The organism is Cupriavidus sp. R6-3 (genome assembly GCF_059772245.1).
The window spans coordinates 1-14,371 of record NZ_JCBAJO010000122.1 but is presented as its reverse complement, the minus strand read 5'-3'; the positions used below and the strand labels follow the sequence as shown (position 1 = coordinate 14,371).

The window sequence follows — 14,371 nt, the reverse complement described above, 5'->3', positions numbered from 1 at the left end:
AGGCCGCGTTCGCGTCCGTCCATCGGACAGCCATACGCCCGCCGAAACCGGCCTGTCCTACGGGGCCCTGCTCGGCGACGACCACATCGAACTGCCGCTGGCCGACGAGGTCGCGCTCAAGCCGGCCAGCGCCTATCGCGTGGTCGGCAAGGCCGCGCCGCGCGTCGATATTCCGGGCAAGGCCACCGGTGCGCTGACCTTCGTCCATGACGTGCGCGTGCCCGGCATGCTGCATGGGCGCGTGATCCGTCCCCCGTATGCGGGACGCGATGCCGGCGACTTCGTCGGCCGCAGCCTGATTTCGGTAGATCGGGACTCGATCCGCGACGTGCCGGGCGTGGTCGATGTCGTGACGATCGGCGATTTCGTCGGCGTGGTCGCGCAGCGCGAGGAGCAGGCGATCGAAGCGGCGCGCCGGCTGCGCGTGCATTGGCGCGCCGCGCCGCCATTGCCGCCGCTGGACGATCCCGAGCCCGCGCTGCGGGCCAATCCCGCCAAACGGCGCGAGCTGCGCGCGCAGGGCGATGTCGATCTTGCCCGGGAGCAGGCCGCCACCACGCTGCAGCGCAGCTATGTATGGCCCTACCAGATGCACGCGTCGATCGGGCCGTCCTGCGGTGTGGCCCACTGGCGCAACGAAGAGCGCAACGAAGAGCGCGACGATGGGCGGAACGAAGGGCACGAAGAACGGCACAACGATGCGGACGGCAGCGCGCTGACAGTCTGGTCCGGCACGCAGAACCCCCATGTGCTGCGCATCGACCTGTCGCGCCTGACCGGGCTGGACGAAAGCCGGATCGAGATCGTGCGGATGGAGGCGGCCGGCTGCTATGGCCGCAACTGCGCGGACGACGTCTGCGCCGACGCCGTGCTGCTGTCCCGCGCGGTGGGCCGGCCGGTGCGCGTGCAGCTGTCGCGCGAGCATGAACATCTGTGGGAGCCCAAGGGCGCGGCGCAGCTGATGGACGTGCAGGGCTCGCTTGGCGCCGATGGCGCGCTGCTGGGCTACGACTTCGTCAGCCGCTATCCGTCCAACGACGCGCCGACGCTGGCGCTGCTGCTGACCGGCAGGATCGACCCGGCGCCGCGGATGCTGGAAATGGGCGACCGCACCGCGGTGCCGCCCTACGACTACGCGCATACGCACATCGCCTGCGACGATACGCCGGCCATCGTCCGCGCCGCGTGGCTGCGCGGCGTATCGGCGCTGCCCAATACCTTCGCGCACGAGTCCTTTATCGACGAGCTGGCGCACGAGGCGGGCGCGGACCCGCTGGCCTTCCGGCTGCGGCATCTTGCCGACGAACGTGCGGCGGACCTGCTGCGCGCGGTCGCCAACGAAGCCGGCTGGCGCGAGGGCGAACGCGGGACACGCGGCATCCCCGCTGCCGACGGCAGGCTGCGCGGCCGCGGCATCGCCTATGCCCGCTATATCCACAGCAAGTTTCCCGGCTTCGGCGCGGCCTGGTCGGCGTGGGTCGTCGATCTGGAGGTCGAGCCCGACAGCGGCAGCATCCGCGTGCTGCGCGTGGTGGTCGGCCAGGACACCGGCATGATGGTCAACCCCGACGGCGTCCGCCATCAGGTGCATGGCAATGTTGTGCAGACCCTCAGCCGCTCGTTGAAGGAGCAGGTGCGGTTCCACGCCGACGGCGTCGCGAGCCGCGAATGGGGCAGCTATCCGCTGCTGACCTTCCCCGAGCTGCCGCCGATTTCGGTGGTGCTGATGCCGCGCCAGCACGAGGCGCCGCTTGGCGCCGGCGAGTCCGCCTCGCTGCCGGGCGCGCCGGCGCTGGCCAATGCGCTGTTCGACGCCACCGGCCTGCGGCTGCGGCGGCCGCCGTTCACGCCGGAATCGGTGCGCGCGGCGCTGGCCGAGGCCGCAGGGAAATCGTCGCCCGCGCGAATGCGGGGACCCGGTGTCTCCGCCCTTGCCGGCTGAAGCAGCGGCTGCGTTACCGCGCTCGCGGGAACGGCAGCCTTTGCGTTCGCGTTCGAGTTGGTGCTACGCCCCCGGCTCGCGCTCGTCGAACTCGCTCATCTTCTTGAGCAGATAGGTGATCGCGACGCGTTCGGCCGGGTTCAGGTCGCCGAAGGTCTGCTCGGTGATCTGGTGCGCGAAGGGAATCGTCTGGTCGATCAGCGCCAGTCCGGCGGGCGTGACGGTGACCACCACCTTGCGCCGGTCGCTGGGGTCATGCGACACCGCGATCAGCTCGCGCGCCTTCAGCCGCTCGATGATGCCGCGCACCGTGGCCTGGTCGATCGCCGTGGCGCGCACGATCTCGCTGAGCGAGCACGATTGCCGCTCCTTGACCGCGCACAGCACGACGAACTGCGCCGCGGTCAGCTGCGAATCGGGAATGGTCTGCTGGAAGATCGCGACATGCCGCTGATAGGCCCGCCGCAACAGGTGGCCGACCTGGTCGGTGAAATCGTACGAAGGGACCGGCGTCTTGTTCTTGTTGGATGACGAGGTGGACACTTTGCGTGGCGGCATCGGTAGGAGTGTTGCGCAGAGTATATCGGGCACGGCGTCGATACGGGGCCTTCGCCGCCGCTTTCCGCGCTGCCTTCGCCGGCATTTCCTGGGCTGGTTCGCGGGCGGTTCGCGTCCGATGCGCGGCCGGTCCGCGTCCAATCCGCGTCCGGTTCACGGCAATAGGCGTGCGATTTGACGGCCTGCCGGCGCGCGCGCAGTATCATGGGGCCTTCCGCACGGCGCAGCGCGCCCACATCGCTTCTATGTCAGCCGTCATCCCGGGGCATCTGGCCAGGCCCGAGCCCTCCCACATGGTCCGCTTCTACGACGAGGATTCGATCCTTCTGGCGGACGTGCGCGAGTTCGCCGACGAGGCCTTGCGCTGCGGCGGCAGTGCGATCCTGATCGCCACCGAAGAACACCTGGACGCCCTGCTGCCGCTGTTGCGCGGGCTCGGCCCCGGCCGCGACGACCGGCCGTGGTACACCGGCAATCTGGTCGCACTGCCGGCGCAGGCGACGCTGGACCGTTTCATGGTCGACGGCTGGCCGGACGAGCAGCGCTTTCTGGCAAGTGTGGGGGAGCTGGTCGCCACCGAAGCGCGGCGTGCTCCGCCGCTGCACGCTTTCGGCGAGATGGTGGCGCTACTGTGCGAGCAGGGCAGGCACGACGCTGCGCTGCGGCTAGAGGAACTGTGGAACGACCTGATCCGGCGCCACGGCTTCAAGCTGCTGTGCGCGTATCCGCATCGCGTGTTCGACAGCGACGAGCAGGCGCGGCACTTTCGCTGCGTCTGCGACGTCCACACCCACTTCTACGCCACCGCGGCCGGCAAGCCGCCGGAGATCGAGGACAACGCCCTGCGCGCCGCGGTATGGCAGCAGAAGGCGCTGGCGCTGGAGAACGAGGTCAAGCGCCTGCGCGAGGCCGAAGCCACGTTGCGCCGGCGCGAGATCGAGCTGACCGACTTTCTGGACAACGCCGCCGAGGGCGTGCACCGCGTGGCGGCGGACGGCACCATCCTGTGGGCCAACCAGGCCGAGCTGCAGATGCTCGGCTATCGCTACGACGAGTATGTGGGCCGCCCGATCACCGACTTTCACGTCGACGCCCCGGTCATCGAACACATCCTCGACAGCCTGAAGGCGGGCGAGACGCTGTACGACCAGCCGGCCAGGCTGCGCTGCAAGGACGGCAGCATCAAACCCGTGCTGATCCACTCGAACGGCTGCTTCGAGGACGGCAAGCTGCGCTATACGCGCTGCTTCACGCGCGACGCCAGCGACCGCGTCGCGCGCGAGATCGCCGAGCAGCAGCGCGAACGCCTGCTGCGCGAACTGGAGCGCGCCAGCCAGGCCAAGGACGAATTCCTGGCCATGCTGGGGCACGAGCTGCGCAATCCGCTGTCGCCGATCGTCACCGCGCTGCAACTGATGCGCATGCGCGGCTCCACCGAGACCCAGCGCGAGCGGGCCATCATCGAGCGCCAGGTCGATCATCTGGTGCGGCTGATAGACGATCTGCTCGACGTCTCGCGCATCACGCGCGGCAATATCGAACTGAAGGTCGAGACGGTGCAGCTCGTCGACGTGCTGACCAAGGCCGTCGAGATGGCAAGCCGGCTGCTGGAGCAGCGCAGCCATCGGCTGACCGTCGATGTCGACCGAACGCTGGTCTGGCAGGGCGACCCCGTGCGGCTCGCGCAGGCAGTGGCCAATCTGCTGACCAATGCCGCGCGCTATACCGATATCGGCGGCGAGATCCTGCTGTCGGCACGGCGCGACGATGAAGGCGGAGACGACATCGGCAGCGGCAGCGGCAGCGGCAGCGGCAGCGGCAGCGGCAGCGGTGAGAGCGCCGACGGCACCATCGTGATCCAGGTGCGCGACAACGGCATCGGCATCGCCGCCGAGATGCTGCCCCATCTGTTCGACCTGTTCTATCAGGGGCCGCGCAAGATCGACCGCCCGGAGGGCGGGCTCGGCATCGGCCTGGCGCTGGTCAAGAATCTGGTCGAGTTGCACGGCGGCAGCGTCACGGCGACCAGCGAAGGACCGGGTCACGGCAGCGAATTCACGATCCGGCTGCCCGCGCACGCCAGCGCCGCACTGGTCGCCGCTGCGCACCGCGAGGAACCTGCCGCCGTGGTGGCCCCCGGCGATGCGCGCCGCGTGCTGCTGGTCGACGACAACGTCGATTCGGTACAGGCGCTGGCGCAGCTGTTGACGGCCTACGGCCACCATGTGCAGGTCGCCTACGACCCGGTTTCCGCGCTGCGTATCGTCGAACGCTTCGCCCCTGATGTCGCGGTGCTCGACATCGGGCTGCCGGTGATGGACGGTTACGAGCTGGTGCGCCGGCTGCGCGAAGCGCTCGGCGAGCACCCCTGCCGCTTCGTCGCGCTGACCGGCTACGGGCAGGAGACCGACCGCGATCGCAGCAAGGCCGCCGGCTTCGGCCAGCATCTGGTCAAGCCGGTCAGCCCCGATGCGCTGCTGCGCCTGATCGAGGACACCGGCCGCTGAGACGCGGCGGCGCGCTTCCCGGCGCGCTTGCCAGCGCGCCTGTCGACTCGCTCCCTACACCGCCAGGTAGTCGCGCCGCACCGCGTCGTTGGCCGCCAGTTCCGCCATGGTGCCGTGATAGCGGATGTGGCCGTTCTCCAGCACATAGGCGCGATCGCTGACCAGTTCGGCGAAATGCAGGTTCTGCTCCGACAGCAGGATCGACATGCCCTCGCGCTTGAGCGCCAGGATCATGTTGGCCATCTGCTCGACGATCACCGGCGCCACGCCCTCGGACGGCTCGTCGAGCAGCACCAGATAGGGATTGCCCATCAGCGTGCGCGACACCGTCAGCATCTGCTGCTCGCCGCCGCTCATCTGGCCGCCCGGACGGTGCGGCATCTCGCCGAGATTGGGAAACAGCGAGAACAGCTTCTGCGGCGTCCATTCGACCGCATCGGGGCGCGGCGGCTGCTTGCCGATCTCGAGGTTCTCCATCACCGTCAGGTCGGTGAAGATGCGCCGGTCCTCGGGCACGAAGCCCATGCCCATGCGGCTGATCTGGTACGGCTTGGCACGCGCCAGGTCGCGGCCGCGGAAGCGGATGCTGCCGTGCGCGCGGTCGAGCAGCCCCATCAGCGCCTTCATCGTGGTCGACTTGCCGGCGCCGTTGCGGCCCATCAGCGCGACCACCTCGCCCCGCCGCACTTCGAGGCCGACATCGAACAGGATGTGCGCGCGGCCATAGAAGGCGTTCAGGCCGCTGACTTCCAACAGCATGTCGGCGTTCATGCCGAGCCCTCCTGCGTCTGTGCCGGGCGGCGCTGTCCCGCCTGGCTTTCGAAGGTCTTGCCGGTGCCGAAATACACCTCGCGCACCTTCGGATCGTTGCGGATCGCCTCGCCATCGCCCTCGGCGATCAGCTGCCCGCGCGCCAGCACGATCATCCGGTCCGCATAGGCGAACACGACGTCCATGCTGTGCTCGGTAAACAGCACCGACAACTGGTGCCGCACGACCAGCTGCCTGGTCAGCGCCATCAGCGCGCGGCGTTCCTCCGGCGCCATGCCGGCGGTCGGCTCATCCATCAGCAGCAGCCGGGGCCGGTTGGCCAGCGCGATCGCGAGTTCGACGCGCTTGACGTCGCCGTAGGCCAGCACGCCGCAGGCGCGCTCGGCCTGGCTCGCCATGCCGACCTGCTCGAGCAGCGCCATCGCCTCCTCCCGATGGTGCTCGCGCACCGGGCGCCACAGCTGGAACAGCTTGCGCTCGCGCGACAGGATCGCCATCTGCACGTTCTCGACCACCGTCATCGAGCCGAAGGTCGCGGCGATCTGGAAGGTCCGGCCGACGCCGAGCCGCCAGATGTCGCGCGGCCGCATGCCGGCGATCTCGTGCCCGTCGAAGCGGATCGAGCCCTGGTCCGGCTTCAGCTGGCCGTTCAGCATGTTGAAGCAGGTCGATTTGCCGGCGCCGTTCGGGCCGAGCAGCGCCAGCAGCTGGCCGGCGGGCAGGTCGAACGACACGTCGCTGACCGCCTTGACGCCGCCGAACGCCTTGCCCAGATGTCTGACTTGCAGCAGCGTCATGCCGGCTCCTTCAGCGAGGGGGATTGCCAGGACGAGGAGGACGCGCCGGCCACCCCCGCACCGCCGGCCGCCGGCTCGGCTACGGCCGGGTCCGTCTCGCGCCCGAAGCGCTTGCGCAGCGAACCGACGATGCCCGCCGGGAACAGGATCACCAGCAGCAGCATGGTCGCGCCCAGCAGCGCGCGCCAGTAATCGGTTTCGCGCGCGATGGTGTCCTGCAGCCAGGTGAACACCGACGCGCCGACCAGCGGCCCCGCCAGCGTCTGCACGCCGCCAAGCAGCACCATCACCAGGCCGTCGACCGAGCGGCCGACGCTGATCGCCTCCGGCGAGATGCTGCCCTTCGAGTAGGCGAACAGCACGCCCGCCATGCCGCAGAACAGGCCCGCGATGGCGAACGCCACCCACTGCACGCGCTTGACGTCGATGCCGATCGCCTCGGCACGCAGCGCCGAGTCGCGGCCGGCCCGCATCGCGTAGCCGAACGGGGCGAACAGCACGCGCCGCAGCGCCAGCACGCACAGGCAGCACAGCCCCATGGTCAGGTAGTAGAACGCGGTCGGTGACGACAGCCAGCCGGCTGGCCACACGCCCAGCAGCCCGTTGCTGCCGCCGGTAAAGCCGTCCCATTGATAGATGACGGACCAGACGATCTGCGCGAAGGCCAGCGTCAGCATCGCCAGATAGGTGCCCGACAGCCGCACGCAGAACCAGCCGAACACCACCGCGCCAATGCAGGCGACCAGCGGCCCCAGCAGCAGCGTGGCCTCCATCGGCAGCTGCCATTTGGTCAGCAGCAGCGCGGCGGCATACGCGCCGAGGCCAAAGTAGGCGGCATGGCCGAACGAATGCAGGCCGCCCGGCCCCATGATGAAGTGCAGGCTGGCGGCGAACAGCACAGCGATCAGGATCTCGACCAGCAGCACGGTCAGGTACGGATAGGCCTGCGCCAGCACCGGCACCAGCAGCAGCGCCGCGACGGTCAGCGCGCCGGCGAGCTTGACCGCCTTGCCGGGCGCGCGCATCGGCGCCTCCAGCTCGGCGCCATTGCGCGACGGCGCCTGCGGCTTGCCCAGCAGTCCCCATGGCCGCACCACCAGGATCACCGCCATCACCAGGAACTCGACCACCAGTGTCATCTTGGTCAGCGCGATCTCGACGCCGCCAAACGACACCGTGCCGAGCGCGATGCACAGCGCCTTGATCTCGGCGATCAGCAGCGCCGCGAGGAAGGCACCGGGAATCGAGCCCATGCCGCCGACCACGACGACGACGAAGGCGTTGCCGATCGTCTCCAGATCCAGTGCCAGGTTGGCCGGGACACGCGGACCCTGCAGCGCGCCGGCCAGTCCGGCAAGGAAGCAGCCCAGCGCGAACACGCCGGTGAACAGCCAGGCCTGATTGATGCCGAGGGCGCCGACCATCTCGCGATCCTGCGTCGCCGCGCGCAGCAGCGTGCCCCAGCGCGTGCGCGTCAGCAGCAGCCACAGCAGGCCGAGCACCAGCGGGCCGATCGCGATCAGCACCAGGTCGTATTGCGGGAAGCGCTGGCCCAGTATCTCCACCGCGCCGCTCAGGCCCGGGGCGCGCGGGCCGAACAGGTCTTCCGGTCCCCAGACGAACAGCGCCGCATCCTTGATCACCAGCACCAGCGCGAAGGTCGCCAGCAGCTGGAACAGCTCCGGCGCCTGATAGATGCGCCGCAGGATCACGCATTCGACCAGCGCGCCGATCGCGGCGACCAGCAGCGCCGACACCAGCACGCCGCCCCAGAAACCGGCGGCGGTTTCGCCGATGCGGCTGACCACCGTGTACGACAGATAGATGCCCAGCATGAAGAACGAGCCGTGCGCGAAATTGACGATGCGCGTGACGCCGAAGATCAGCGACAGCCCGGCGGCCACCAGGAACATCGTCGAGGCTTCGGCCAGGCCGTTCAGCAGCTGGACCAGCAAGCTTGTCAGTGTCATGTGTCGACTCCAGCCGGGACGCGCCGGCCTTATTGCATTGGCCTTACTGCATTGGCCTTATTTGCACCGGCCTGTTGCATCGGCCCGATTGCGTCGGCGTGGTTGCATCGCCGTTATTGCGCCGGCCGCATCGCCTTCACTTCGGCGTCGCTCGGCTGGACCTTGGCGCCGTCCACATAGACGAACGAGGTCATCACGCCCTTGCCGTCGCGCACGCCGGTGCGGCCGACGTAGGCGCCCATCGTCGATTGATGGTCCTGCGGACGGTAGACGATCTGCCCCATCGGCGTGTCGACGCGCAGGCCGGAGAACGCGGCGGCCAGCTTGTCGCTGTCGGTGGTGCCGGCCTTCTGCAGCCCGGCCGCGATCGACTTGACCGCGGCGTAGCCGACCACCGAGCCGACGCGCGGCGTGTCGTTGAACTTCTTGCGGTAGGCCTCGACGAACTTCTTGTTCTCGGGCGTATCGATCGCGTACCACGGGTAGCCGGTGACCACCCAGTTCTTCGGCGCCTCGCCGCGCAGCGGATCGAGGTATTCGGGCTCGCCGGTCAGCAGCGACACGACCTCGCGCCCCTCGAACAGGCCGCGCGTATTGCCCTCGCGCACGAACTTGCCGAGGTCGGCGGCGAACAGCACGTTGAAGATCGCATCGGGCTTGGCGTCCGCCAGCGCCTGCACTACCGAGCCGGCGTCGACCTTGCCCAGCGGCGGCGCCTGCTCGGCAACGAACTCGACATCGGGCTGCGCCTGCTTCAGCAGCTTCTTGAAGGTCGCGACCGCCGACTGGCCGTACTCGTAATTCGGATAGACGATGGCCCAGCGCTTCTTCTTCAGCTTGGCCGCCTCGGGCACCAGCATCGCGACCTGCATATAGGTCGACGGGCGCAGCCGGTAGGTGTACTGGTTGCCGTTCTGCCAGACGATCTTGTCGGTCAGCGGCTCGGCGGCGAGGAAGAACACGCGCCGCTGCTTGGCGTAGTCGGTCAGCGCCAATCCGGTGTTGGACAGGAAGCCGCCGAACAGCAGCGCCACGCGCTCGCGCGCCACCAGTTCCTCGGCCACCCGCACCGAGTCGCCGGGATTGCCGTTATCGTCGCGCGATACCACCTCCAGCTTCTTGCCGAGCACCCCGCCCGCCGCATTGACCTCGTCCACCGCCATTTCCCAGCCGCGCTTGTACGGCTCGAGGAACGCCGGCTGCGCCTTGTAGCTGTTGATCTCGCCGATCTTGATGGTGTTCTGCGCCAGCGCCGCGGCGCTGCCGAGCAGCGCCGACACGGTGACTGCCATGGCAGCGGTGGCGCGGCGCAGTCGTCGTTGGGGGCGGATTCGGTTGTGCATCGTTCTTCCTTTGCTGAAGCGAGTCGCCGGTTGGCGGAGATGGACGGTGGAACGGCAAGGCGCGCCGGCGCAGGCCCGGCACAGGGACGGCACAGCGCTGGTGCGTGGCGCCCCGCCCGGGCGGTGCGCCGCGCACTGTTTTCATTCAGGATTCACTACATAAATCGCAGCGGCCGGTTTGACGCAAGGAACGGGCCAGCGGCTGCCCACGCCGAACCGTGCAAGCATGCCACGGCAAGCGGCTTCGCGCTCGTTCCGCGGCGGATACGTCCGGCCGCGGCGCGGCGTGGTGCTTCCGGGCCCCGCCATTGATGTAGTGTTTACCGAATGGACGTTCAGTATGTACTACATCAAAGCGGGTGGAAATCAGGGTGTTCACGGGAATGGCACCGGCGGGGAGGCGGTGCGGCGCGGGAGATCGGCGAACAAGGCAGGCAACGACGCAGTCGGCGAGGAAGGGCAGGAAAGCGGCGCGGCAATCAAGCCCTCTGCGAAAAGCCGGGCGGGATCAGCCCCTTGCGCGCAGCAGATCGACATAGGCGGTCGGCACCAGCCGGCTGGCGTCGATGCCCAGCTTGCCCAGCAGCGCGTGCGCCTCGGCCACGCCGTGCTCGGGCGCTTCGCCGTCGCGCAGCACCACCTCCAGTTCGAGGAAGTCCCCCAGTCCCTCGACGCGGTCCAGATGCACGCGGGTGCGGCCGATCAGGTAGAGGATGCGGGCCTTGCGCACGCGCCCGGCCTCACCGTAGGCGGCCGACAGCGCGGCGCGCAGCTGGTCCGGCTCGGCGGTCGGCACGATCTGGTAGTGGCTGGGCTTGGGACCGCTGTCGTCGGCGCGGCGATAGAAGATCAGCTCGCCCCGTCCCGACGGAAACGCGCGCAGCTTGAGGCGGCCGTTGCCGCAATGGAAGAAGGTGTCGTCCTGTTGCAGCAGCTCGGGACCGTGATCGGCCAGTTCGGCCGCGAGGGGCGCCAGGGCGTCGCGGTCGTCGACGCGGGCCTTGATTTCGATATTGGTCGGCATGGGGCGACGATGGTAGCACGCGTGCCCCCCGTGCCCAGCCCGGCCCGCCTCGCGCGCTCAGGCATTCGCGGCCTGCCCGATGGCCAGCGCCAGCGCGTCTTCCAGCCGGTCGTTGCCCCAGAACATCTGCTCGCCGACGAAGAAGGTCGGCGCGCCGAAGATACCGCGGTGCAGCGCCCGTTCGGTCTGCGCGCGCAGCGCCTCCTTGTTCTGCCGCAGCACCGCGGCGGACAGCAGCGCGTCGGCCGGCAAACCCAGCTCGGCCAGGGCCTCGCCGACCGCCTCGGGATTGTCGATATCGCGGTCTTCGGCGAAATTCATCCGCATGATGCGGCGGCAATAGGCGCCGATCCAAGGCTCCTCGGCGCCGAGCAGCGCCACGCGCATCGGCAGCAGCGCGCGGCGCGGGAACTGGCTCGGCTGCCGCCATGGCAGGCCGTATTTGGCGCACTGGCGGGCGGTGTCGATCATCGCGTAGGCGCCCTTGGCGCGCTGCACCACGAAGGGCGAGCCTTCCCAGCCATGTGCGGCGAACACCGGGCCGAGCAGGAAGGGCTTCCACGCCAGCGCGACGCCGTGCCGGGCGGCCAGCGGCTCGATACGCATCGCACTCAGGTAGCTGTAGTTGCTGCCGAACTCGAACCAGAACTCCAGGGCGGGTGGGGGCGCGGCCGACATCGTGTCTCCTCGTGGGGCGCTGCAGCGACGCCACGATGATCGCGCGGAGTCCCGGTGCCGCTCAAGCGCGGCCTCGGCATGGCCAGCATGCCGGCGCGGCATGCGGCGGCGCACAAGCGGCGCACGAGCGGGGCACAAGCAGGGCACAAGCAGGGCACAAGCGGAACAGAAGCGGGCGCCGACTGTGACACGGCCGCCGCCCGGAGTGTCGTCCGTTTCCTACAGGCAATTCAGCCCGGGGCCGAATCGACGCCGCGCCGGCGGGGCCTAAGCTGGACGCATCAGGCGGCAACCACGCCGCTCAGGAGATCATCATGTGGAAGCTGATAGCGACGCTCGTTGCGGCGGGCGCGATGACCATCTCGATGCAGGGCTGTACGCTGGGCGGCGCGGTTGCCGGCGGCGCAATCGGCCACGAGGTCAGTGACGGCAGCCCGTGGGGCACCATCGGCGGCGCAGCGGTGGGCGGCTATATCGGCCACGAGCTCGGCAAGGACTGACAGCCTGGCCGGCGCACACCGGCGCGTCACCGGCGCATCACCGGCGCATGACTGGCATATGACCCGCGCCTGATCGGCGCTGGCGGGCCGCCCTGCCTTCGCGCGGCGGCCTGATTCACCCTCGCTGGCCGTCGATGGTCGGCGACCCCTTCGATGGCTAGCGATCCCGCGACGGCCACCACCGACCGCTCGGCGGCCATCGAACCCTAAACGGCAACGGTTCAATAACGCGGCCGTTCCGCGCTGCGCGCCACCACCGCATTCCCGGCGATCAATTCGCCCAGCAGCGCCAGCGAGGCGCGTCCGCTGGTGCGGTACGGATCGAACTCCGCCCGCGGGAAATACTTCAGCAGCGTCGCGGTATTGATGCGGCAGGTATCGACCAGCCCCATCGCCCAGCCGGCGAATTCCCGCTCGGCGATTTCCTCGTAGTGCAGCAGCACCACGTCCTCGTGCCGCGGGTCCTGTGCGATCCGGTGATAGAGCGCCGACACCTCGGCGCGCGCGCCCTCCAGGGCCTGCAGGAACACGCCGTTGCCGTAGCACAGCACCCCGGTGATGCCTTGCGGCGGATTGCGCTCGATGCTGGTGGCGACGATGGTATCGACCAGATCCTCGTCGGCGGGCTGGCGGGCGCGGCTCGCGTAAAGCAGACGAACAAGCATGATGGCCTCCTTCAGCCGCGGTTCAGATTGAGCAGGGTCAGGAATTCGCGCCGCAGGCTGTCGTTCTTCAGGAAGGAGCCGCGCATCACGCTGTTGGTCATCTTGGCGTCGGTATCGCGCACGCCGCGCCAGTGCATGCAGAAGTGCTCAGCCTCCATCACGATGGCCAGGCCGTCCGGATTCATCTTCTGCTGCAGCAGGTCCGCCATCTGGCTGACTGCTTCTTCCTGGATCTGCGGCCGGCACATGATCCATTCGGCCAGCCGCGCATATTTGGACAGGCCGATCAGGTTCGAGTGCTGGTTCGGCATGACGCCCACCCACAGCTTGCCGATGATCGGACACAGGTGGTGCGAACACGCGCTGCGCACGCGGATCGGACCGACGATCATCAGTTCGCTGAGCTGCTCGACATTGGGAAATTCCGTCACGCTCGGCGCATGCACATAGCGGCCGGCGAAGATCTCCTTCAGGTACATCTTGGCGACGCGGCGCGCGGTCTCCTGCGTGTTGTGATCGTTGTCGATATCGATCACCAGGCTGCGCAGCACGTCGGCCAGCCGGTTCTCGACCTCCTTCGACAACTGGTCGAGCTCGCCCGGCTCGATGAAGCGCGAGATATTGTCGTTGGCGTGGAAGCGCTGGCGCGCGGCGAGAAGCCGGGCGCGGATGCGCTCCGACACCGGTTGCTCGACGACGTGGCCGCGCGCGTCGGCCACGACGGGCGTCGAGGCGCCGGCTGCTTGCCGTTTCGGAGCGGAATCGCTGGTGGTCATGCCGTTTCCCGAGTTGAAGGACATTGGCCCGACTATAGGGGGACGGCACAGTGGCGGCAAGCGCAGGGACGAACCTGGCGCTGCCTGGCGAAATCGGCGCCCGCAATGGCCCGGCGGCGTCAGGCCTCGCCGGCCGCTGCCGCGATGTCCCGCGCGGCCTGCGCGAACAGGGTCGCGGGCGGCACGAACAGCCCGCGGCCGAGCAGACCCCGTTCCCCGGCGGCATCGATCATGGCGATTGCGGTCAGCGGCTCGCAACCCGCGGCGACGCGTGCGGCATCGAGGCCCACGGCCAGCCCTTGCGGCGCCAGGCCCGGATGCCGGCCCGCCAGCAGGGTTCCGGACCGCTTGCGCCAGTCGGCCGGCAACCATGGCGCCAGCACGGTGGCGATCTCCGGCGCTCCGGTCAATGCCTGCCCGCCACAGCCCAACACATCGATGACGCCGCTGTCGCCGATTACCGGCGAGGCGGTGGCCGCGGCCGCCGATGCGTTCAGCGGCGGCCCGACCGGTGCGGCGGCAGCCGCGGTATGCCATCGATGCGGCTGGCCGGCCAGCCGGATGCCAGCCTGCTGCCCATTGCCGGCCAGCGCCACGACGAGGGTCGACGCCGCGTCGCGGCCGCCATCGGCGGCGCGTTCGAGCATCAGGTGGCAGGCCGCCATCCAGAGCGTCAGAAAAAACAGCGGCGTCTGGCGCAGCATCTGCGCCACTGCGTACGCGTCTGCTTCGCCGGTGGCGTCGGCCGCCACGTCGGGAAGGGTGTCCAGCGCCGGGATCAGCCGCTCGCACAGGGCCGCGTTGGCCACGACGGTACGCGCATGCAGATCGTCGCCACCG

The 14,371-nt window shown here is 69.1% G+C and carries 13 protein-coding genes; 3 read left to right on the top strand and 10 right to left on the bottom strand.

The window, feature by feature from the left end; all coding sequences use genetic code 11:
* The coding region (locus tag AC6EI8_RS17290) for a xanthine dehydrogenase family protein molybdopterin-binding subunit (protein WP_498382472.1) at positions 1-1,942 on the top strand (1,942 nt) is incomplete at its 5' end.
* Positions 1,943-2,005: 63 nt separating this feature from the next.
* Here the strand turns inward: AC6EI8_RS17290 and AC6EI8_RS17285 are convergent.
* Positions 2,006-2,500: a MarR family winged helix-turn-helix transcriptional regulator gene (locus AC6EI8_RS17285; RefSeq protein WP_149318542.1), complete on the bottom strand. Its 495-nt coding sequence runs from the start codon at positions 2,498-2,500 to the stop codon at positions 2,006-2,008.
* Positions 2,501-2,745: 245 nt separating this feature from the next.
* Here AC6EI8_RS17285 and AC6EI8_RS17280 point away from each other — a divergent pair, with 245 nt between their 5' ends.
* The gene (locus AC6EI8_RS17280; protein ID WP_498382471.1) at positions 2,746-5,007 is read left to right on the top strand and encodes a hybrid sensor histidine kinase/response regulator; all 2,262 of its coding nucleotides are present in this window, start codon (positions 2,746-2,748) and stop codon (positions 5,005-5,007) included.
* A 54-nt stretch (positions 5,008-5,061) separates the two neighbouring features.
* On the opposite strand, the gene AC6EI8_RS17275 is transcribed toward AC6EI8_RS17280, so the two are convergent.
* From AC6EI8_RS17275 to AC6EI8_RS17250, 6 genes are all read right to left on the bottom strand, one after another.
* Complete coding sequence (locus AC6EI8_RS17275) at positions 5,062-5,778, bottom strand: ABC transporter ATP-binding protein (protein WP_149318543.1); 717 nt, start codon at positions 5,776-5,778, stop codon at positions 5,062-5,064.
* A complete protein-coding gene (locus AC6EI8_RS17270; RefSeq protein WP_149318544.1) occupies positions 5,775-6,575 on the bottom strand; it encodes an ABC transporter ATP-binding protein in 801 nt (266 codons plus the stop codon). Before AC6EI8_RS17270 ends, AC6EI8_RS17275 begins: the two co-directional genes overlap by 4 nt.
* The gene (locus tag AC6EI8_RS17265) at positions 6,572-8,545 is read right to left on the bottom strand and encodes an ABC transporter permease (protein ID WP_226106867.1); all 1,974 of its coding nucleotides are present in this window, start codon (positions 8,543-8,545) and stop codon (positions 6,572-6,574) included. The genes AC6EI8_RS17270 and AC6EI8_RS17265 overlap by 4 nt, the downstream gene beginning before the upstream one ends.
* Before the next feature lie 113 nt (positions 8,546-8,658).
* The gene (locus AC6EI8_RS17260; protein ID WP_223819856.1) at positions 8,659-9,837 is read right to left on the bottom strand and encodes an ABC transporter substrate-binding protein; all 1,179 of its coding nucleotides are present in this window, start codon (positions 9,835-9,837) and stop codon (positions 8,659-8,661) included.
* Between the two features lie 559 nt (positions 9,838-10,396).
* A complete protein-coding gene (locus AC6EI8_RS17255) occupies positions 10,397-10,912 on the bottom strand; it encodes a class IV adenylate cyclase (protein WP_150084739.1) in 516 nt (171 codons plus the stop codon).
* A 57-nt stretch (positions 10,913-10,969) separates the two neighbouring features.
* Entirely contained in the window at positions 10,970-11,590 is a 621-nt protein-coding gene (locus AC6EI8_RS17250; protein WP_498382470.1) for a 2-hydroxychromene-2-carboxylate isomerase, read from the bottom strand.
* Between the two features lie 314 nt (positions 11,591-11,904).
* Here AC6EI8_RS17250 and AC6EI8_RS17245 point away from each other — a divergent pair, with 314 nt between their 5' ends.
* Positions 11,905-12,090, top strand: a complete 186-nt coding sequence (locus AC6EI8_RS17245; RefSeq protein WP_053823305.1) for a glycine zipper 2TM domain-containing protein — start codon at positions 11,905-11,907, stop codon at positions 12,088-12,090.
* 221 nt (positions 12,091-12,311) lie between these two features.
* Here AC6EI8_RS17245 and AC6EI8_RS17240 read toward each other — a convergent pair whose 3' ends face one another.
* From AC6EI8_RS17240 to AC6EI8_RS17230, 3 genes are all read right to left on the bottom strand, one after another.
* Entirely contained in the window at positions 12,312-12,755 is a 444-nt protein-coding gene (locus tag AC6EI8_RS17240) for a BLUF domain-containing protein (protein WP_149318550.1), read from the bottom strand.
* Between the two features lie 11 nt (positions 12,756-12,766).
* The gene (gene folE / locus AC6EI8_RS17235; RefSeq protein ID WP_150084737.1) at positions 12,767-13,531 is read right to left on the bottom strand and encodes a GTP cyclohydrolase I; all 765 of its coding nucleotides are present in this window, start codon (positions 13,529-13,531) and stop codon (positions 12,767-12,769) included.
* A 119-nt stretch (positions 13,532-13,650) separates the two neighbouring features.
* Positions 13,651-14,371, bottom strand: a 721-nt coding sequence (locus tag AC6EI8_RS17230; RefSeq protein ID WP_498382468.1) for an oxamate carbamoyltransferase subunit AllG family protein, incomplete at its 5' end; no start/stop codon positions are given.

Excerpts from the sequence above, each read along its gene's own strand:
- AC6EI8_RS17240 (WP_149318550.1), bottom strand. The coding sequence starts at position 12,755 with ATGCTTGTTCGTCTGCTTTACGCGAGCCGCGCCCGCCAGCCCGCCGAC.
- AC6EI8_RS17265 (WP_226106867.1), bottom strand. The coding sequence starts at position 8,545 with ATGACACTGACAAGCTTGCTGGTCCAGCTGCTGAACGGCCTGGCCGAA.
- AC6EI8_RS17270 (WP_149318544.1), bottom strand. The coding sequence starts at position 6,575 with ATGACGCTGCTGCAAGTCAGACATCTGGGCAAGGCGTTCGGCGGCGTC.
- folE (WP_150084737.1), bottom strand. The coding sequence starts at position 13,531 with ATGACCACCAGCGATTCCGCTCCGAAACGGCAAGCAGCCGGCGCCTCG.
- AC6EI8_RS17255 (WP_150084739.1), bottom strand. The coding sequence starts at position 10,912 with ATGCCGACCAATATCGAAATCAAGGCCCGCGTCGACGACCGCGACGCC.
- AC6EI8_RS17250 (WP_498382470.1), bottom strand. The coding sequence starts at position 11,590 with ATGTCGGCCGCGCCCCCACCCGCCCTGGAGTTCTGGTTCGAGTTCGGC.
- AC6EI8_RS17280 (WP_498382471.1), top strand. The coding sequence starts at position 2,746 with ATGTCAGCCGTCATCCCGGGGCATCTGGCCAGGCCCGAGCCCTCCCAC.
- AC6EI8_RS17260 (WP_223819856.1), bottom strand. The coding sequence starts at position 9,837 with ATGGCAGTCACCGTGTCGGCGCTGCTCGGCAGCGCCGCGGCGCTGGCG.
- AC6EI8_RS17285 (WP_149318542.1), bottom strand. The coding sequence starts at position 2,500 with ATGCCGCCACGCAAAGTGTCCACCTCGTCATCCAACAAGAACAAGACG.
- AC6EI8_RS17245 (WP_053823305.1), top strand. The coding sequence starts at position 11,905 with ATGTGGAAGCTGATAGCGACGCTCGTTGCGGCGGGCGCGATGACCATC.
- AC6EI8_RS17275 (WP_149318543.1), bottom strand. The coding sequence starts at position 5,778 with ATGAACGCCGACATGCTGTTGGAAGTCAGCGGCCTGAACGCCTTCTAT.